Below are 18,571 nucleotides of genomic sequence, written 5' to 3'. Positions count from 1 at the left end.
AACTGCTGCGTTTCGCGTTGTTGTTTACGTTGAGAAGGCAAATAACATTCACTACTATTCAGCCACTTTGTTATCCACAAGAGGCTGGTCCCATGAAGGCTCGCAACACGCTCCTCGCCGCATTCACTCTTAGCACCTTGGCAACTGCCGTCCAGGCTGCCGATGAGGTGGTGGTCTACTCCGCTCGCATCGATGAGTTGATCAAGCCAGTGTTCGACGCCTATACCGAGAAAACCGGGGTCAAGGTGAAGTTCATCACCGACAAGGAGGCCCCGCTGATCGCCCGCCTCAAGGCCGAAGGTGCCAATACCCCGGCCGATCTGCTGATCACCGTCGATGCCGGCAACCTCTGGCAAGCCGAGCAGGAAGGCGTGCTGCAGCCGACCAAGTCCGACATCATCGACGCCAATATTCCGGCCCAGTACCGCTCCAGCACCGACAGCTGGACTGGCCTGTCGCTGCGCGCACGGACCATTTTCTACTCCACCGAGCGGGTCAAGCCGGAGGAGTTGTCCACCTACGAAGCCCTGGCGGACAAGAACTGGGAAGGCCGCCTGTGCCTGCGCACCAGCAAGAAGGTCTACAATCAGTCGCTGACCGCCACCCTGATCGAGGCCCATGGCGCCGAGAAGACCGAGGAAATCGTCAAGGGCTGGGTCGACAACCTGGCGACCGATGTATTCGCCGATGACACTGCGCTGCTGCAGGCCATCGACGCCGGCCAGTGCGATGTGGGCATCACCAACACCTACTACTATGGCCGCCTGCACAAGCAGAACCCGGATCTGAAAGTGAAGCCGTTCTGGCCGAACCAGGCTGACCGTGGCGTGCACGTCAACCTGGCCGGTGCCGGCGTGACCAAGCATGCACCGCATGCCGAGCAGGCCAGGAAGCTGCTGGAGTGGATGACCACCCCGGACGCGCAGAGCATCTTCGCCGGCGTCAACCAGGAATACCCGGCCAACCCTGCGGTGCAGCCGTCCGCCGAGGTCGCGTCCTGGGGCACCTTCAAGGCCGATACCGTGGCCACCGAAGTGGCGGGCAAGCGCCAGGCCGAAGCGACCATGCTGATGGATCGCGCTGGCTGGCAGTAAAGAGGATCGTGCCTTCGGCGATCCGCCCCGCTGCCGTTATACTGCGACGCCCCGCCTAGCCGGGGCGTCGTCTTTTCCGTAGTCGAGGAATCCGCGTGCCGCATCCCGTCCAGCGTCGCTGGTACCCCATCGTTCTTGCCGTCGCCGTTCTGGTGCTGATGCCGTTGTCGGTGCTGCTGCTGAGCTGGCACGAGGTGGATCAGCAGATCTGGGCGCACCTGTGGCAGACGCAGATGGCACGCCTGATCGGCAACACGCTGACGCTGGTGGTCGGGGTCGGCTTAGGGGTGACGTTGCTGGGGGTGAGCCTGGCCTGGCTCACCAGCCTCTGCGAGTTTCCCGGCCGGCGCTGGCTGGACTGGGCGCTGATGCTGCCTTTCGCCATACCCGCATACGTGCTGGCGTTCGTCTTCGTCGGTCTGCTAGATTTCGCCGGCCCGGTGCAGACGCTGTTGCGCGAATGGTTCGGCAGTGGCCTGCGGCTGCCGCGTGTGCGCTCGACCGGTGGCGTGATCATCGTGCTGGTGCTGGTGTTCTACCCTTACGTCTACCTGCTCGCCCGGGGCGCCTTTCTGGCCCAGGGCAAGGGTTTGATGGAGGCGGCTCGGGTGCTCGGGCAGAGCCCCTGGCAGGCTTTCTGGCGCGTGGCATTACCCATGGCGCGGCCGGCCATCGGCGCTGGCCTGGCGCTGGCGATCATGGAGACCCTGGCCGATTTCGGTGCGGTATCGGTGTTCAATTTCGACACCTTCACCACGGCGATCTACAAGACCTGGTACAGCTTCTACAGCCTGACCAGCGCTACGCAGCTGGCCAGCCTGCTGTTGCTGGCCGTCGCCCTGGTGCTCTATGGCGAGCGCCGTGCGCGCGGCGCCGCAAGGCCGGCCAACGAGCGACCACGCGGCAAGGCGCTGTATCACCTGCACGGCTGGAAGGCCCTGGCCGCCAGTGCCTGGTGTGGTCTGGTGTTCGCCTGTGCCTTCGTCATTCCGCTGCTGCAACTGCTGGCGTGGTTCTGGCAGCGCGGGCGTTTCGATCTCGACGAGCGCTATGCCGGTCTGATCCTGCATACCCTGTACCTGGGCGGCATGGCGGCGCTGATCACCGTCAGTGTGGCCATGCTGCTGGCTTTCGCCCGGCGTCAGGCGCCGAATCGTGCTGTGCGCTTCGGTGTAGCGCTGGGCAACATCGGGTATGCCCTGCCGGGCTCGGTGCTGGCTGTGGCGATCATGCTGGCGTTCAGCTTTCTCGATCGTGAACTGGTGATTCCGCTGTCCACGGCGTTGGGCGGTGCCGGCAAACCCTTGCTGATGGGCAGCCTGGCGGCGTTGCTGGTGGCCTATCTGATCCGCTTCATGGCGGTGGCCTTCGGCCCGTTGGAGACCAGCCTGGCGCGTATTCGTCCGTCTCTGCCGGAGGCGTCTCGCAGCCTTGGCGTCGGCGGCCCCGGGCTGTTCTTCAAGATCTACCTGCCGCTGCTGCTGCCTGGCACGTTGTCGGCTGCGTTGCTGGTGTTCGTCGACGTACTCAAGGAAATGCCGGCGACCCTGCTGATGCGTCCGTTCGGCTGGGATACGCTGTCGGTGCGGGTCTTCGAGATGACCAGCGAAGGAGAGTGGGCGCGCGCTGCGCTGCCGGCCCTGACGCTGGTGCTGGTCGGCCTGTTGCCGGTGATTCTGCTGATTCGGCGTTCGGCCCGCAGCTTCGGCTGAAAGCCTCTGGTTCCGGCCTTGGGCTGAGGCATATCCCGGCTCGGCTCACTGCGCGACCTTTGGTCAGATGACCCCCGCCGACCTTGCGGCTACAATGCGCGCCATTCGCGAGCCGGCCCATCCGGCAGACGTATCGAGAAGCGTAGGCGAGGCGGCCAGTGCAAGGCGCAGCCAGGCGAAAAAGCGGAGTGTGCTTTTGCACATGAGCATTTTGAGCCTGGCTGTAACGCAGCAATGGCACGCAGCTAGCTTCTCGGGGGTCTGAATCGCTTCGCCAAGCCCGGAAGGAGATAACCCATGGGACAGCGCACCCCCCTCTATGACCTGCACCTGGCACTGGGGGCCAAGATGGTGGATTTCGGCGGCTGGGACATGCCGCTGCACTACGGTTCGCAAGTGGAGGAGCATCATCAGGTGCGCCGCGAGTGCGGCGTGTTCGATGTCTCGCACATGTGCGTGCTGGACGTCGGCGGCAGCCAGGCGCAGGCCTATCTGCAGCGTTTGCTGGCCAACGATGTGGCCCGTCTGGATAGCCCGGGCAAGGCGCTGTACAGCGCAATGCTCAATGAGCAGGGTGGGGTGATCGACGACCTGATCGTCTACCTCACCGAAGGTGGTTACCGCCTCGTGGTCAACGCCGGCACCCGTGACAAGGACCTGGCCTGGATGCACGCGCAGGCGGCTGATTTCGACGTGCAACTGCAAGAGCGCCGCGACCTGGCCATGCTCGCCATCCAGGGCCCCAAGGCGCGTGCGCGTGTCGCCGAGCTGCTGAGCCAGGCTCGCGCCGCGCTGATCCATGAGCTCAAGCCGTTTCAGGGGCTGCCCGAGGGCGACTGGTTCATCGCGCGTACCGGTTACACCGGTGAGGACGGTTTGGAGATCGTGCTGCCGGTGACCGAGGTGGTGTCCTTCCTCAACGATCTGGTCGGTGCTGGTATCTCACCCATCGGCCTCGGCGCACGCGACACCCTGCGCCTGGAGGCGGGCATGAACCTCTACGGCCAGGACATGGACGAGCAGGTCAGCCCACTGGCCGCCAACATGGACTGGACCATCGCCTGGGAGCCTGCCGAGCGCGACTTCATCGGTCGCCAGGCGCTGCAAGCGCAGCGCGCCGCTGGTTGCCCGAGCAAGTTGGTAGGCCTGGTGCTGGAAGAGCGCGGTGTGCTGCGTGCGCATCAGGTGGTACGCGTCGACGGCCTTGGCGAGGGCGAGATCACCAGCGGTAGCTTCTCACCCACGCTGAACAAATCCATTGCGCTGGCGCGTGTGCCGGCAACCACCGGGGACCGTGCCGAGGTGGAGATACGCAGCAAGTGGTACCCAGTACGCGTGGTCAAGCCGAGCTTCGTTCGCCACGGTAAAACCCTTATCTGAGAAGCTGACTACGATGCGCTGCGCGCCAGCGTTACAAGCAAGCTTGTACAAAGTACACAGCGCCTGCGCACCTGGTTTTGCAGGCCCGATATCGGTATTGCATGGCCCTGGCTCGCAATATCGTGGTCACGCTCTTTTTTTGTTCGCGGTGCTGGCTTCTCCTGACGCCGTGGCCTGCTAAATTGTCCTGACGGTCCACTTGCCGTCACCGTTTACGAGGAATCAAACATGAGCAATATCCCCGCCGATCTGCGTTATGCCGCCAGCCACGAGTGGGCGCGCCTGGAGGCTGACGGTAGCGTGACCGTGGGCATTTCCGACCACGCCCAGGAAGCCCTCGGTGACGTCGTGTTCATCGAGCTGCCGGAAGTCGGCAAGCAACTCAACGCTGGCCAGGAGGCGGGTGTGGTGGAGTCGGTCAAAGCGGCCTCCGACATCTACGCACCGGTTGCTGGTGAGGTCATCGCCATCAACGAATCGCTGGCCGACAGCCCGGAAAGCGTCAACAGCGACCCGTACGGCAGCTGGTTCTTCAAGCTCAAGCCGAGCGACGCCAGCGAGCTGGACAAGCTGCTCGACGCTGCGGCCTATCAGGCTGCTGCCGACGCCGACGCCTGATTCACCTGGCTTCGACCCGGAAACCCGCCACGGCGGGTTTCCGCGTTTCTGAGCTGGTGATTGTTGCTTGTGTGCGTATCGCCAGTGAGTGCGCTTGCATGGCGTCAGTGGTCGCCCGGATGTAATCCGGGGAGATCTGTGGATTCGGCGAGATTGTTGACGATACCCTTTGTGGGAGGCGCTTTAGTGGCGAGCTCTTGTCGCGGATAGAGCCCCTCCCTCTATTTGTGCTGTGCACGGTTGGACGGACTTTCGCGGTTGCAGCCGCTCCTGCAAGGCGGCCTGTGCAGTCCCCCTCCTACCGCCGGTCAGTTGCGCTAACACTTTTTCAATATACAATATATAAAAATACATATTGTATTGAGTGAAGGTGTCTCATGGCCGAAACCATCGATATCCAGCAGCTGCGGGCCAATGCCGACGCCGCCGGGCAGCTGCTCAAGGCGCTGGCCAATCCGGATCGTCTGCTGCTGCTCTGCCAGCTGTCGCAGGGCGAGCGTAACGTCAGCGAGCTGGAGGCGCTGCTCGGTATCCAGCAGCCCACGCTGTCGCAGCAACTGGCGGTGTTGCGTCGTGAAGGGCTGGTGGAGACCCGTCGCGACGGCAAGCAGATCTTCTATCGCATCAGCAGTCCGGCGGCGCTGGCGGTGATCGAGACGCTCTATCGTCTGTTCTGCGAGGGCCGGCAATGAACGTCGACTGGGCCAGTTTCACCCCTTGGAGCGCCCTGGCCGGTGGTGCGCTGATCGGCCTGGCGGCGTCCGTGTTCGCTCTGGCCAATGGCCGCGTGGCCGGCATCAGTGGCTTGCTCGGTAGCCTGCTGCAGCGTGGGGGCGAAGGGCGCGGCGAGAAGGTCGCCTTTGTCCTTGGTCTGCTGCTGGCGCCCCTGCTCTGGGGGCTATTCGCGGCGTTGCCCACGCTTCATTTCGAGACCGGCAGCCTGGGGTTGATCGTGGCCGGCCTACTGGTCGGTATCGGTACCCGCTATGGCTCGGGTTGCACCAGTGGCCATGGCGTCTGCGGTATTGCCCGCCTGTCGCCACGCTCGCTGGTGGCCACGCTGTGCTTCATGGCCTCGGGTTTCGCCTGCGTATTTGTCCTGCGTCATCTGTTGGGAGGTTGAACGTGGTCAGACTCAGTGCATTCGTTTGTGGCCTGCTGTTTGGTCTCGGTCTGCTGCTGGCGGGTATGGCCGACCCCGGCAAGGTGCTGGCTTTTCTCGACCTAGCCGGCAACTGGGACCCGTCGCTGGCGCTGGTGATGGCTGGCGCGATTGGCGTCGCTGCGTTGCCGCTGAGCCTGGCACGACGGCGCGCCAAGGCGCTGCTTGGTGGTGCCATGCAGCTGCCCGCGCGGCGCGATCTGGATGCCCGGCTGATTGGTGGCAGCCTGCTGTTCGGTGTTGGCTGGGGGATCGCCGGTATCTGTCCGGGGCCGGCCTTGGCCGTCCTGCTGACCGGGTACTGGCAGGCCGCGTTGTTCGTCGCCGCGATGCTTGCCGGAATGCTGATCTTTACTGCGCTGGAAGGCCGGCGTGGACGATGACCTGGAGAACCTCGATGAAAGCCAATGTTGGAACGCTCGACCGTAGCCTGCGTATCGCCGCAGGGCTGATCCTCATCGCGCTGAGCCTGGCCGGTGTCATCGGCCTGTGGGGCTGGATCGGCTTGGTGCCGCTGGCCACCGGCATCTTCCGCTTCTGCCCGGCCTATCCGCTGCTGGGGATCAATACCTGCAAGATGAAGTGACGGCTGTCCGCCTTCGAGAGGGAACGAAAACGCCCGGCACAGGCCGGGCATTTTCATGGCGACTTGTGCAGCGAACCGTCAGGTTCAGGCACCCTGCGGGGCTGGTTGCTGCTGGGTGATGCAGTGGATATTGCCGCCGCCCAGGAGGATTTCGCGGCCCGGTACCATCACCACGCGATGCTCGGGGAAGATGCGCTGGAGGATGGTGCAGGCCTCGATGTCCTTCGGGTCATCGAAGCTCGGCGCGACGATGCCGCCGTTGACGATGAGAAAGTTGACGTAGGAGCCGGCCAGACGAACGTCCGGGCTACGCTCCTGGCTGCCTTCGACCATATCGACGCCTGCGCACTCTTCGGCGGTGGCGTACATCGGGGCGGGAATCGGCATCTTGTGCACGGTCAGCTGCCGGCCCTTGGCGTCGCGCGCGGTTTCCAGCACGCGCATGGCGGCCTGGCAGCGCGGGTAGTTGGGATCGTTCTGATCTTCGGTCCAGGCCAGCAGCACTTCACCGGGGCGCACGTAGCAGCAGAAGTTGTCGACGTGGCCGTCGGTCTCGTCGTTGTACAGGCCGTCCGGCAGCCAGATCACGGTGTCGATGGCCAGATGCTCGCGCAGCATGGCTTCGACCCCTTCGCGGGTCAGGTGCGGGTTGCGGTTGTTGTTCAGCAGGCACTCTTCGGTGGTGATCAGGGTGCCTTCGCCATCGACATGAATCGAGCCGCCTTCAAGCACGAAGCCGTCGGTGCGGTAGCGTTTGCAACCTTCGATTTCGAGGATCTTGCGCGCCACTTGGTCATCACGTAGCCATGGCCAGTACAGACCGCCGTCGAAGCCGCCCCAGGCATTGAATGCCCAGTCCACACCGCGCACTTCGCCGCTGTCATTGATCACGAAGGTCGGGCCGGTATCGCGCACCCAGGCGTCGTCGGTGGTGATTTCCACCAGGCGGATGTTGCTGTCGTCCAGGCGTGCACGGGCGTTCTCGTACTGCGCTGCGCTGACGCAGACGGTCACTGGCTCGAACTGGGCGATGGCCTTGGCCACGGCGACGAAGGCGGCCTGGCCCGGCTTGCCGCCGTTGCGCCAGTTATCGCTACGCTCGGGCCAGACGATCCAGGTCTTGCTGTGGGTTTCCCATTCCGCCGGCATACGGAATCCATCGGCGCGTGGAGTGGTGTTCAGCGTGGTCATGTTTCACCTGTAGCCCGGATGCAGTCCGGGGTGTCGTGAGAAAAATCCCCGGATTGCATCCGGGCTACGTTCACTCGCAGAGGTTTTCGCCATCGAGTGTGGAAAGCGGCCAGTATAGGTTCGGCCGGCGGTCGCGGAACACACCCCAGGCGCTACGCACCTTCTCCAGCTCGGTCAGATCGAAGCTGTGCACCAGGATGCCTTCCTCGGTCTGGTTCAGTTCCTTGACCTTTTCACCGAACTGGTCGGCGATGAACGAGCTGCCGTAGAAGGTGATGTCGTAGCCGTCCTGCTCTTCGCGACCGATACGGTTGCTGGCCACCAGCGGCATCACGTTGGCGCCGGCATGGCCCTGTTGCACGCGCTGCCAGTGCTCGCGCGAGTTGATGCCTGCATCGTGCGGCTCGCTGCCGATGGCGGTCGGGTAGAAGAGGATTTCCGCGCCCATCAGCGCCATGCTGCGTGCGCACTCGGGGAACCACTGGTCCCAGCAGATGCCTACGCCGATACGCGCATAGGCGGTGTCCCAGACCTTGAAGCCGGTATCGCCTGGGTTGAAGTAGTACTTCTCGTGGTAGCCGGGGCCATCCGGGATGTGGCTTTTTCGATAAATCCCGAGGTTCGTGCCGTCGGCGTCGATGATGGCGATGCTGTTGAAGCGGGCGCGGCCAGCGCGTTCGAAGAAGCTGATCGGCAACACCACCTTCAGCTCCGCGGCAACGTTCTGAAAGTGCGCAATGGCCGGATTTTCTTCAACGGAGGTCGCCAGCTGGGTGTAGTCGGCGTTGGGTTTCTGGCAGAAGTAGGGCGCCTCGAACAGCTCCTGGATCAGGATGATCTGCGCGCCCTGGGCTGCGGCCTGGCGCACCAGCTTTTCTGCGTTGGCGATATTCGCGGCACTATCCCAGGAGCAGGCCATCTGGGTCGCGGCGACGGTAACGATACGGGACATAAAGCACCTCTTGGCTCGTTCACAGGCCGTACCGGGTTCGCCGGAGGCCTTTTCGCAGTGCCGTGGCTAAACATCGACCAAGGCGAGATGGTCGATTTATATCCGATAAATATCGATATTAGAAGCTGATTCTGCTCGCAAAAGTGAAATTAATCCGATTTTTATCGAGATAATGAGGTGCGGGCGCGGGGCGCACCGTGTTTGACGGTTGTTGCGAGACGAGACGGGCGCGGGGATTATTCCAGCGGGGTGGGGCGCTTCGGCAGCGCGGCAGGCAGGTAGAGCCCCAGGTAGGCGTCGAATACGCGCATGCCTTCCTCGGCCAGGCGTGGCGTGATTTCGCCGTGCAGCTGTACCGCGCGGGCGTACACGCGATCACCCAGGGACATGGCCAGGGTGAATACATCGATATCCGTCGGTAATTGCGGCAGGGGGAAATGCCGTTCGAACAGCGCTCGCATCAATCGACCCAGTTCCAGGTCGTGCTGGTGGTCAGCCTGGGTCACCTCGGCCAGACCATGCTGCGCGAGGATCAACTGGCGAGCGGCGGCGTCCTGGGCGTAGATGCTCAGCATGCGCTGTTCCACCAGGCGCGAGAGGTCGTGCCAGGTGCGCAAGGCGGCATGATCGACCGGTTCCAGCAGGCTGCCGCGAAAGGCTGCGTGCACGTCGGCGGTCAGACCCTCGAGCAGAGCGGGCACGCTGGCGAAAAAGTGATACACCGACGACGGTGGAATGCCCGCCCGCTCGGCCACCGCGTAGATCGACAGGTTGGTCATGCCTTGCTCGGCCAGCAACTCGCGGGCGGCGCCGAGGATAACGGCGATGCGAGCCTGGCTGCTGGCGCGCGGCTTGCGGGTGCTGGCGGGGCGCGACATGGCGGGGCTCCTCGTGGGTCGAGGTGCTATTGGACGTCAGCTGGCGCCGACGAGGCAATCGCATAAACGGTGTAGGAGCGAATTTATTCGCGATTTCATCGCGAATTTCGCGGATAAATCCGCTCCTACAAGAGCTCTGCCATTCCCGGAAGGAGGTAAAAGAGCCTCATGCGATTGCCTTGGCCTCGCCAGGCCTTTCAGCCGCCATCGAGGAAGCGTTGCCAGACGTTGCTGCGCACCTGTGCGTGTTTCTCCGGAAGCACTTCCAGTGGATACAGGCGGCGCTTGGTGTCCTGATCCGGGTACAGGCCGGGTTGTGCCAGCAGGGCGCTGTCGATGAATTGCGCCGAATCGGCGTTGCCGTTGGGGTAGAGGGTCTCGGCGGTAACCTGGGCGATTACCTGCGGTTGCATCAGGTAGTCGATGAAACGATGGGCAAGGTCCGGGCGGGCAGCGCTGGCGGGGATCACCAGGTTGTCGATGAACAGTACCGAGCCTTCGTCCGGCACCACGAAGCTGACCGGTTGCCCGGCCTGCGCAGCGGCGAGGGCGTCGCCGACCCAGGCCATGGCCAGGCACAGGCGACCATTGTTGAGGTCGTCGATATAGCGCTCGCTGTCGACGTAGCGCAGGTTCGGGCGCAAGGCCTCGAGTACGTTGCCGGCGCGTTCGACCCGGCTCGGGGCGCTGCGCGCGAGGCTGCGGCCCTGGTAGTTGAGCAGCAGTGACAGGGTTTCATCCGAGGCATCCAGCACGCTGATGCCGCAGCTGGCCAGGCGCTTGCTCTGTTCGGGGTCGAACAGCAGGCTCCAGCTGTGCGGCAGTGGTCCGCCGTAGGCGGCTTCGGCCTGCGGCGTGTTGATCGCCAGGCCGACCGCGCCCCACAGGTACGGCACGGCATGGCGATTCTGCGGGTCGACCGCCGCCAGCTTGCTCAGCAGTTGCTTGTCCAGATGGCTGCGGTTGGGTAGCAGGTTGAAGTCCAGTGGGCGAATGCGGCCGCTGGCGATCAGTCCTGGTAGTGCATTGTGCGAGGGCACGGCGATGTCGATGGCCTGGCCGCTTTCCAGTGCGGCGTTCAGTTCCTCGGCACTGCTGAAGGTGTGGTACTCGACTTCGATCCCGGTGTCGCGGGTGAAGTTTTCCAGTACCTGTGGCGCGATGTAATCGTTCCAGTTGTAGACACGGATGCTGTCGGCTGCCTGAGCCAGGCTGGAAATCAGGCCTAGCAGGACGGCGGCAAGAGCGCGTTGCATGAGTAGCTCCCTGAAGGATGAAGGCAACAGTATCCGGCGGCCTCGGCCGCCGGGGGTTGATTCATGTCAGCGGGGTCGCCGTGCGGCGAACCACTGGCTCCGAGGCCAAGCGCCGGAGCTGTCGGTTGGCAGTTGGCAGGCAAAAAGAAGCCGGCTCTGCGGCCGGCTTTCTCGGGGTCACACGGTGTGCAGGTACCAGTTGTATTCGAGGTCGGAGATGGTGGTCTCGAACTCTTGCAATTCGGCTTCCTTGCACGCGACGAAGATGTCGATGTACTTCGGATCGATGTACTTGTTCAGTACTTCACTGTCGTCCAGCTCACGCAGGGCATCGCGCAGGTTGTTCGGCAGGCTGGGCTCGAGCTGCTCGTAGGAGTTGCCCTCGATCGGCTCGCCCGGCTCGATCTGATTGGTCAGGCCGTGGTGAATACCGGCGAGGATCGAGGCCAGCATCAGGTAGGGGTTGGCATCGGCACCGGCGACGCGGTGTTCGATACGCACGGCATCGGCGCTGCCGGTAGGCACGCGTACGGCCACGGTGCGGTTGTCCAGCGCCCAGCTCGGCGCGTTGGGCACGTAGAACTGTGCGCCGAAGCGGCGGTAGGAGTTGACGTTGGGGCAGAGGAAGGCCATCGACGCCGCCAGGGTGTCGAGGATGCCGCCCACGGCATGGCGCAGCGAGGTGTTCTCCAGTGGATTCTCGGCCGCGAAGATGTTCTTGCCGGTCTTCTTGTCGAGCAGCGAGATGTGCACGTGCAGGCCGTTGCCCGCCTGGCCCGGATAGGGCTTGGCCATGAAGGTGGAGTCCATCTCATGGTCGTAGGCGATGTTCTTGATCAGGCGCTTGAGCAGCAGCGCATAGTCGCAGGCCTTGATGGCGTCTTCGACGTGGTGCAGGTTGACCTCGAATTGCGCCGGGGCGCTCTCCTTGACGATGGCGTCGGCCGGGATGTCCTGCTCCTTGGCGGCTTCGAGCATGTCCTGCAGGCAATCGACGTACTCGTCGAGATCGTCGATCAGGTAGACCTGGGTCGAATGCGGGCGCTTGCCCGAGATCGGCGAGCGTGGCGGCTGCGGGCGGCCGTTCACGTTCTCCTGGTCGATCAGGTAGAACTCCAGTTCGAAGGCTGCGCAGATACGCAGGCCCAGTTCGTCGAACTTCTGCACCACCTGGCGCAATACCTCGCGCGGGTCGGCGAAGAAAGGCGTGCCGTCCAGCTCGTGCATGGTCATCAACAGTTGCGCGGTGGGGCGCTTCTGCCAGGGTTCGTTGCACAGGGTATTGGGGATGGGAAAGCAGATACGGTCGGCATCGCCAATGTCCAGGCCAAGGCCGGTGCTTTCGACGGTGGAACCGTTGATGTCGAGAGCGAAGAGCGAGGCCGGCAGGTTGATGCCTTTCTCGTACACCTTGTGAAGGGCGTTTCGATCGATGCGCTTGCCGCGCACCACACCATTCATATCTGCAATAAGAAGGTCGACGAACTGGACCTCGGGATGTTCCTTGAGGAACGCGTTCGCTTCGTTAAGCTGAACGGCACGCGGGGGTACCGACATGATGCAACACCTTTTTGTTAAATATATCAATCATGCGAATGCACGGGTGTGAGTCAATCCGAAACGCACTTTACTGTCAAGCTGGCCCGATAATGCCCTGTCATGGGGCGTCATGGCCAATTTTGGGGCATTTCCAGGCCTTTCAGGCGTCTTCAACCGGAGTCTTTCCGGGGTGCTCAATGGGGTGTGTTCAATTTTTTACAGAGCTATTGTGTAAAAAAATGAACAACGCTAAGCTCGGTCGAAACCCATAACAGCAATAATACGGGTGTCTCATGTTTTGCCTGCCGAGCATCGGCGTCAGCGCTTGTGCCATAACCAACGGTCACGCTACCTCTACTGTCCTCGTTCGCGAGGCTGGCCTGCACATCATGCTGGCCCCCGCGCTGAGCATGCCTGGCGACGTCGCAACACGGCAGCTTTTTTCCTCGGCGGCATCATCGCCGCTCGGTCTGTGTCATCAGGCCTTTCGTTCACCCAATACCCTGCACGATAGCGCACGCGGCTGCGCAGCGCCCCTTGCTGTGCCCGGTGGCTCGCGTCCTGCAGTGTGCAAATCGTTCGTCGGCTCTGTTGGGCTCGCGCTATGCCGCGAGCTAGAAGGGCCGGGGTCGATTGACAAGGGCGGGCGATTTTCTTTCGGTGGAGTGATAAGTCAGGTGTCGGAGGTGCCGTACCCCTAGTAGCATCCACCCGAATATCTCGCTTTCTTCCAGGCCTTTGGTGAGGCTTGCAGGGAGAAGGCGGGGCAACGCTGAACCAGCTATAACCCTAGTTGGTTCTACAACCCTGAGGTCTCTATGAGTACCAAGTTAGACCAGCTCACGAGCTGGCTGAAAGAACGCAAAATCACCGAAGTTGAATGTCTGATCAGCGACCTGACCGGCATTGCCCGCGGCAAGATATCGCCGACCAACAAGTTCCTTGACGAGAAGGGCATGCGCCTCCCTGAGAGCGTGCTGCTGCAGACCGTGACCGGCGACTACGTCGAGGACGACATCTATTACGACCTGCTGGACGAGGCGGACATCGACATGTTCTGCCGTCCGGACGCCAATGCTGTTTTCGTCGTGCCCTGGGCCATCGAGCCCACCGCCATGGTGATCCACGACACCTTCGACAAGCAGGGCAACCCTATCGAGCTGTCGCCGCGCAACATCCTCAAGCGCGTGTTGCAGATGTATGCAGACAAAGGCTGGAAGCCCATCGTCGCGCCGGAGATGGAGTTCTACCTGACCAAGCGCAACAGTGACCCGGACTTCCCGCTGGTGGCACCCATGGGCCGTTCCGGCCGTCCGGAAGTAGGCCGGCAGTCATTCTCCATCGACGCCGCCAACGAATTCGACCCCTTGTTCGAGGACGTTTACGACTGGTGCGAGCTGCAGCACCTGGATCTCGACACGCTGATCCACGAAGACGGCCCGGCGCAGATGGAGATCAACTTCCGCCATGGCGAGGCGCTGCACCTGGCCGACCAGATCACCGTGTTCAAGCGCACCATGCGCGAGGCCGCGCTCAAGCATGATGTGGCGGCCACTTTCATGGCCAAGCCGATCACCGACGAGCCTGGTAGTGCCATGCACATTCACCAGAGCGTGGTGGATATCAAGACCGGTAAGAGCCTGTTCTCCAACGAGGACGGCACCATGAGCCAACTGTTCCTGCACCACATCGGTGGCCTGCAGAAATACATCCCCGAGCTGCTGCCGCTGTTCGCGCCCAACGTCAACTCGTTCCGCCGTTTCCTGCCCGATACCTCGGCGCCGGTGAACGTCGAATGGGGCGAGGAGAACCGTACCGTGGGCCTGCGCGTGCCGGAGGCCAGCCCGCAGAACCGCCGTGTGGAGAACCGTCTGGCCGGCGCCGACGCCAACCCCTACCTGGTGCTGGCGGCATCCCTGCTGTGTGGCTATATCGGCATGGTCGAAGGCATCAACCCCGGTGCACCGGTCAAGGGCCGTGGCTACGAGCGCCGCAACCTGCGCCTGCCGCTGACCATTGAAGCGGCGCTGGAACGCATGGAGGCGTGCAAGACTGCCGAGAAGTACCTCGGCGAGAAGTTCATGCGTGGCTATGTCGCGGTCAAGCGTGCCGAGCACGAGAACTTCAAGCGCGTGATCAGCTCCTGGGAGCGCGAGTTCCTCCTGCTGTCGGTGTAATGGGCTACCGGCCGCGCCTGGCGCGGCCGCTGCCACGAATCTCTGCGTAGCGCCGCTGGCGCTGCGTGCTAGCAAGGTGTTGGTAATGAACAAGCAAGCGAACAATCCCAAGACTGCTCAGTGGCAGGCCCTGAGCCAGGCTCACCACCTGGCGCCGTTCAGTGATTACAAGCAGTTGGCCGAGAAAGGCCCGCGCATCATCACCGAGGCCAAAGGTGTGCACCTGTGGGACAGCGAGGGCAACAAGATCCTCGACGGCATGGCCGGCCTGTGGTGCGTGGCCGTCGGTTATGGCCGCGAGGAACTGGTCGAAGCTGCCAGCGCGCAGATGCGTCAACTGCCGTTCTACAACACCTTCTTCCAGACCGCCCATCCGCCGGTGCTGGAACTGGCGCATGCTATCTCCCAGCTGGCGCCGGCCGGCATGAACCATGTGTTCTTCACTGGTTCGGGTTCCGAAGGCAACGACACCATGCTGCGTCTGGTACGCCACTACTGGGCGTGCAAGGGCCAGCCGAGCAAGAAGATCATCATCGGTCGCGACAATGGCTATCACGGCTCCACCGTGGCCGGCGCCAGCCTCGGCGGTATGAAATTCATGCACGAGCAGGGCGACCTGCCGATCCCCGGCATCGCCCATATCCCGCAGCCGTACTGGTTCGGTGAAGGCGGCGACATGACCCCGGAAGCCTTCGGCATCTGGGCTGCCGATCAGCTGGAGAAGAAGATTCTCGAGCTGGGCGAAGACAACGTTGCAGCCTTCATTGCCGAGCCGATCCAGGGCGCCGGCGGCGTAATCATCCCGCCGCAGAGCTACTGGCCGCGCATCAAGGAAATCCTCGCCAAGTACGACATCCTGTTCGTCGCCGACGAAGTGATCTGCGGATTCGGCCGTACCGGCGAGTGGTTCGGCAGCCAGTACTACGATCTCAAGCCCGACCTGATGACCATCGCCAAGGGCCTGACCTCAGGTTACGTGCCGATGGGCGGGCTGATCGTCAGCGACAAGGTGTTCGAAGTGATCGAGGCGCACGGCGACTTCAATCACGGCTTCACCTATTCCGGGCATCCGGTGGCGGCGGCAGTGGGTCTGGAGAACCTGCGCATTCTCAAGGAAGAGGGCATCGTCGAGCGGGTTAAAGCAGAAACGGCACCGTATTTGCAGCGTCGTCTGCGTGAGCTGGCGGATCACCCGTTGGTGGGTGAAGTACGCGGTATCGGCATGCTCGGCGCTATCGAATTGGTGCAGGACAAAGCGACGCGCAAACGTTATCCGGGTGACAAGGCGGTAGGCATGATTTGCCGCGGCCACTGCTTTGATAACGGTCTGATCATGCGCGCCGTGGGCGACACCATGATCATCGCGCCGCCTCTGGTGATCAGCCAGGCGGAAGTGGATGAACTGATAGAGAAAGCGCGCAAGTGCCTGGATCTGACTCAGCGTGACCTGTAGGTCTGAAAGCCCGCAGCCACGGAAAGTTGTCAGCGGTGCCATGACCTTGCCAGACTGCGCCAGAGTGCGTGAGCCAGCCTGATTCGAACGGCTTGCGCGACCTCTGGAATATCGACACAACAACAGGAGCTGTACGCATGAAAACATTCGGCAAGACCCTTCTCGCGTTGTCCCTGACCGCGGCCGTGGCAGGCGCTGCTCAGGCTGACGACAAGGTGCTGCATGTCTACAACTGGAGCGATTACATCGCCGAAGACACCCTGGCCAATTTCGAGAAGGAAACCGGCATCAAGGTCGTTTACGACGTCTTCGACAGCAATGAAGTGCTGGAAGCCAAGTTGCTGGCCGGCAGCTCCGGTTACGACGTGGTGGTACCGTCCAACCCGTTCCTGGCCAAACAGATCAAGGCTGGCGTGTTCCAGAAGCTGGACAGGTCCAAGCTGCCGAACTGGTCGAACCTGGACAAGGACCTGCTCAAGGCCCTGGAGCCAAGCGATCCGGGCAACCAGTACTCCATCCCCTACATGTGGGGCACCATCGGCATCGGCTACAACGTCGAGAAGGTCAAGGCGGTGCTCGGCGACGACGCGCCGGTCGATTCCTGGGACCTGGTGTTCAAGCCGGAAAACATGGAGAAGCTGAAGTCCTGTGGCGTTTCCTTCCTCGATTCGCCGACCGAGATCCTGCCGGCCGCCCTGCATTACCTGGGCTATGCCCCGGACAGCAGCGACAAGGGTGAGCTGAAGAAGGCCGAAGAGCTGTTCATGAAAATTCGTCCGTCGGTGGCCTACTTCCACAGCTCCAAGTACATCTCCGATCTGGCCAACGGAAACATCTGCGTCGCCATTGGTTACTCGGGTGACATCTATCAGAGCAAGGCGCGCGCCGAAGAAGCGAAGAACGGCGTGCAAGTGGGCTACAACATTCCGAAGGAAGGCGCCGGTTCGTTCTTCGACATGCTGGCCGTGCCGGCCGACGCCAAGAACGTCGAGTCTGCACACGTCTTCCTCAACTACCTGATGAAGCCTGAGGTGATGGCCAGCATCACCAACTACGTGCAGTTCCCCAACGGCAACGCTGCCGCCACTCCGCTGGTGGATGAAGCACTGCGTACCGATCCGGGCGTGTATCCGACTCCGGAAGTGCTGAAGAAGATCTACACCTTCCCGGACCTGGCGCCTGCCGTGCAGCGCACCATGACCCGCAGCTGGACCAAGATCAAGTCCGGTCGCTGATCGTAGAGGCAGTACCACCTGGCGGGCTTGCCCGCCAGGTTTCAAGGGACACTTTACAGGGCCATGACGGCCGTCGATATGCGCGTCCTCGAGTCAGCAGACCGAGGTGGTAGCGGTGCGGCTTGATTTGGCAGTCGCTGATTCCCAACGCGTTTTTCTATAAAGTGCCGCGCTTTTTTAGCGGCCACTAAGCGAGGATGAAACTGTGCGAGTAACCCTGCCCAAGACTCTTATCGCCCTGGCAGCTGCTAGCCTGAGTGGAGCCGCCCTGGCTCAGCAGACGGTGCACATCTACAACTGGAGCGACTACATCGGCGAAGAGACGCTGGCCAAGTTCGAAGCGAAAACCGGTATCAAACCGATCTATGACGTGTTCGACTCCAACGAAACCCTCGAAGGCAAACTGCTCGCTGGTCGTAGCGGTTACGACGTGGTGGTGCCTTCCAACCATTTCCTCGGCAAGCAGATCAAGGCCGGCGCCTTCCAGAAACTGGACCGCGCCAAACTGCCCAACTGGAATAACCTCGATCCAGCGCTGCTCAAGCAGCTGGAAACCAACGACCCGGGTAACCAGTACGCCGTGCCCTACCTGTGGGGTACCAACGGCATCGGTTACAACGTCGAGAAGGTCAAGGCCGCGCTCGGCGTCGAGGAGATCGATTCCTGGGCCGTGCTGTTCGAGCCGGAGAACATCAAGAAACTGAGCGAGTGCGGCGTTGCCTTCCTCGATTCAGGCGACGAAATGATCCCGGCCATGCTCAATTATCTGGGGCTGAACCCCAACAGCACCAACCCCGACGATTACGCCAAGGCCGAAGCCAAACTGCTGGAAGTGCGCCCCTACGTCACCTACTTCCACAGTTCCAAGTACATCGGTGATCTGGCCAACGGCAACATCTGCGTGGCAGCCGGTTTCTCCGGCGACATCCTGCAGGCCGCCGACCGCGCCGAAGAAGCCGGCAAGGGTATCGAGATCGCCTACAGCATTCCCAAGGAAGGCGCCAACCTCTGGTTCGACATGATGGCCATTCCCGCCGACGCAGCGAATGCCGACCAGGCCCACGCGTTCATCAATTTCCTCCTCGAGCCCGAAGTGATCGCCGAAGTCAGTGATTACGTCGGTTACGCCAACCCCAATATCAAGGCGGACGAGTTCATGGATCAGGAGGTTCGCAACGACCCGTCCGTGTACCCGCCGCAGGCCGTACTGGACAAGCTGTACATCTCCGCTGAATTGCCAGTGAAGGTGCAGCGCCTGATGACTCGCACCTGGACCAAGGTCAAGTCGGGTCAGTAATCGTTCCTGCCCGGCCCTGGGGGTCGGGCACAATCTTCCGG

17 protein-coding genes are annotated in these 18,571 nt (G+C 62.3%); 12 read left to right on the top strand and 5 right to left on the bottom strand.

Annotated features, from left to right (window positions below; all coding sequences use genetic code 11):
* Nucleotides 1–92 precede the first annotated feature (92 nt).
* The 8 genes from PCLY_RS07245 (at nt 93) to PCLY_RS07210 (ending at nt 6,552) form a co-directional block, all read left to right on the top strand.
* Nucleotides 93–1,094: an extracellular solute-binding protein gene (locus PCLY_RS07245; protein WP_061238622.1), complete on the top strand. Its 1,002-nt coding sequence runs from the start codon at nt 93–95 to the stop codon at nt 1,092–1,094.
* Between the two features lie 95 nt (nt 1,095–1,189).
* Entirely contained in the window at nt 1,190–2,806 is a 1,617-nt protein-coding gene (locus PCLY_RS07240) for an ABC transporter permease (protein WP_061238621.1), read from the top strand.
* Nucleotides 2,807–3,103: 297 nt separating this feature from the next.
* Nucleotides 3,104–4,186, top strand: a complete 1,083-nt coding sequence (gene gcvT / locus PCLY_RS07235) for a glycine cleavage system aminomethyltransferase GcvT (protein ID WP_061238620.1) — start codon at nt 3,104–3,106, stop codon at nt 4,184–4,186.
* A gap of 228 nt (nt 4,187–4,414) precedes the next feature.
* Nucleotides 4,415–4,804: a glycine cleavage system protein GcvH gene (gene gcvH / locus PCLY_RS07230; protein ID WP_061238619.1), complete on the top strand. Its 390-nt coding sequence runs from the start codon at nt 4,415–4,417 to the stop codon at nt 4,802–4,804.
* A 377-nt stretch (nt 4,805–5,181) separates the two neighbouring features.
* Nucleotides 5,182–5,496: an ArsR/SmtB family transcription factor gene (locus tag PCLY_RS07225; protein WP_061238618.1), complete on the top strand. Its 315-nt coding sequence runs from the start codon at nt 5,182–5,184 to the stop codon at nt 5,494–5,496.
* Complete coding sequence (locus PCLY_RS07220; RefSeq protein WP_061238617.1) at nt 5,493–5,927, top strand: YeeE/YedE family protein; 435 nt, start codon at nt 5,493–5,495, stop codon at nt 5,925–5,927. Before PCLY_RS07225 ends, PCLY_RS07220 begins: the two co-directional genes overlap by 4 nt.
* 2 nt (nt 5,928–5,929) lie before the next feature.
* Nucleotides 5,930–6,349, top strand: coding sequence for a DUF6691 family protein (locus PCLY_RS07215; RefSeq protein ID WP_061238616.1), 420 nt, complete (start codon nt 5,930–5,932; stop codon nt 6,347–6,349).
* Between the two features lie 14 nt (nt 6,350–6,363).
* Nucleotides 6,364–6,552, top strand: a complete 189-nt coding sequence (locus PCLY_RS07210; protein WP_061238615.1) for a YgaP family membrane protein — start codon at nt 6,364–6,366, stop codon at nt 6,550–6,552.
* Nucleotides 6,553–6,636: 84 nt separating this feature from the next.
* Here PCLY_RS07210 and aguA read toward each other — a convergent pair whose 3' ends face one another.
* The 5 genes from aguA to PCLY_RS07185 form a co-directional block, all read right to left on the bottom strand.
* Nucleotides 6,637–7,743 (bottom strand): agmatine deiminase, encoded by a 1,107-nt coding sequence (aguA, locus tag PCLY_RS07205; protein ID WP_061238614.1) that lies wholly within the window; start codon nt 7,741–7,743, stop codon nt 6,637–6,639.
* Nucleotides 7,744–7,813: 70 nt separating this feature from the next.
* Nucleotides 7,814–8,695 carry an N-carbamoylputrescine amidase gene (gene aguB / locus PCLY_RS07200; RefSeq protein ID WP_061238613.1) on the bottom strand — a complete coding sequence of 294 codons (882 nt, stop codon included), beginning with the start codon at nt 8,693–8,695 and terminating at the stop codon, nt 7,814–7,816.
* A gap of 236 nt (nt 8,696–8,931) precedes the next feature.
* Nucleotides 8,932–9,573 (bottom strand): TetR/AcrR family transcriptional regulator, encoded by a 642-nt coding sequence (locus tag PCLY_RS07195; protein WP_061238612.1) that lies wholly within the window; start codon nt 9,571–9,573, stop codon nt 8,932–8,934.
* A gap of 197 nt (nt 9,574–9,770) precedes the next feature.
* Nucleotides 9,771–10,829 (bottom strand): polyamine ABC transporter substrate-binding protein, encoded by a 1,059-nt coding sequence (locus PCLY_RS07190; protein WP_061238611.1) that lies wholly within the window; start codon nt 10,827–10,829, stop codon nt 9,771–9,773.
* A 177-nt stretch (nt 10,830–11,006) separates the two neighbouring features.
* Nucleotides 11,007–12,386 (bottom strand): glutamine synthetase family protein, encoded by a 1,380-nt coding sequence (locus tag PCLY_RS07185; protein WP_061238610.1) that lies wholly within the window; start codon nt 12,384–12,386, stop codon nt 11,007–11,009.
* A gap of 800 nt (nt 12,387–13,186) precedes the next feature.
* Between PCLY_RS07185 and PCLY_RS07180 the strand changes: the two genes are divergently transcribed.
* From PCLY_RS07180 to PCLY_RS07165, 4 genes are all read left to right on the top strand, one after another.
* Nucleotides 13,187–14,545 (top strand): glutamine synthetase family protein, encoded by a 1,359-nt coding sequence (locus PCLY_RS07180; protein WP_061238609.1) that lies wholly within the window; start codon nt 13,187–13,189, stop codon nt 14,543–14,545.
* 85 nt (nt 14,546–14,630) lie between these two features.
* Nucleotides 14,631–15,998: an aspartate aminotransferase family protein gene (locus PCLY_RS07175; RefSeq protein ID WP_061238608.1), complete on the top strand. Its 1,368-nt coding sequence runs from the start codon at nt 14,631–14,633 to the stop codon at nt 15,996–15,998.
* A 137-nt stretch (nt 15,999–16,135) separates the two neighbouring features.
* The gene (locus PCLY_RS07170; RefSeq protein WP_061238607.1) at nt 16,136–17,233 is read left to right on the top strand and encodes a polyamine ABC transporter substrate-binding protein; all 1,098 of its coding nucleotides are present in this window, start codon (nt 16,136–16,138) and stop codon (nt 17,231–17,233) included.
* 205 nt (nt 17,234–17,438) lie between these two features.
* Nucleotides 17,439–18,530 (top strand): polyamine ABC transporter substrate-binding protein, encoded by a 1,092-nt coding sequence (locus tag PCLY_RS07165; RefSeq protein WP_061238606.1) that lies wholly within the window; start codon nt 17,439–17,441, stop codon nt 18,528–18,530.
* Nucleotides 18,531–18,571 lie beyond the last annotated feature (41 nt).

This window comes from Ectopseudomonas composti (genome assembly GCF_001567565.1).
In the GTDB taxonomy this organism is placed as follows: domain Bacteria; phylum Pseudomonadota; class Gammaproteobacteria; order Pseudomonadales; family Pseudomonadaceae; genus Aquipseudomonas; species Aquipseudomonas composti_A.
Note: the sequence above shows the minus strand (reverse complement) of the source record. Positions and strands in the feature narration are given on the sequence as shown.

What these genes read in the sequence shown, in the direction of transcription:
- PCLY_RS07245 (WP_061238622.1), top strand. Translation starts at nt 93, where the DNA reads ATGAAGGCTCGCAACACGCTCCTCGCCGCATTCACTCTTAGCACCTTG.
- gcvT (WP_061238620.1), top strand. Translation starts at nt 3,104, where the DNA reads ATGGGACAGCGCACCCCCCTCTATGACCTGCACCTGGCACTGGGGGCC.
- gcvH (WP_061238619.1), top strand. Translation starts at nt 4,415, where the DNA reads ATGAGCAATATCCCCGCCGATCTGCGTTATGCCGCCAGCCACGAGTGG.
- PCLY_RS07225 (WP_061238618.1), top strand. Translation starts at nt 5,182, where the DNA reads ATGGCCGAAACCATCGATATCCAGCAGCTGCGGGCCAATGCCGACGCC.
- PCLY_RS07220 (WP_061238617.1), top strand. Translation starts at nt 5,493, where the DNA reads ATGAACGTCGACTGGGCCAGTTTCACCCCTTGGAGCGCCCTGGCCGGT.
- PCLY_RS07210 (WP_061238615.1), top strand. Translation starts at nt 6,364, where the DNA reads ATGAAAGCCAATGTTGGAACGCTCGACCGTAGCCTGCGTATCGCCGCA.
- aguA (WP_061238614.1), bottom strand. Translation starts at nt 7,743, where the DNA reads ATGACCACGCTGAACACCACTCCACGCGCCGATGGATTCCGTATGCCG.
- aguB (WP_061238613.1), bottom strand. Translation starts at nt 8,695, where the DNA reads ATGTCCCGTATCGTTACCGTCGCCGCGACCCAGATGGCCTGCTCCTGG.
- PCLY_RS07195 (WP_061238612.1), bottom strand. Translation starts at nt 9,573, where the DNA reads ATGTCGCGCCCCGCCAGCACCCGCAAGCCGCGCGCCAGCAGCCAGGCT.
- PCLY_RS07190 (WP_061238611.1), bottom strand. Translation starts at nt 10,829, where the DNA reads ATGCAACGCGCTCTTGCCGCCGTCCTGCTAGGCCTGATTTCCAGCCTG.
- PCLY_RS07185 (WP_061238610.1), bottom strand. Translation starts at nt 12,386, where the DNA reads ATGTCGGTACCCCCGCGTGCCGTTCAGCTTAACGAAGCGAACGCGTTC.
- PCLY_RS07180 (WP_061238609.1), top strand. Translation starts at nt 13,187, where the DNA reads ATGAGTACCAAGTTAGACCAGCTCACGAGCTGGCTGAAAGAACGCAAA.
- PCLY_RS07175 (WP_061238608.1), top strand. Translation starts at nt 14,631, where the DNA reads ATGAACAAGCAAGCGAACAATCCCAAGACTGCTCAGTGGCAGGCCCTG.
- PCLY_RS07170 (WP_061238607.1), top strand. Translation starts at nt 16,136, where the DNA reads ATGAAAACATTCGGCAAGACCCTTCTCGCGTTGTCCCTGACCGCGGCC.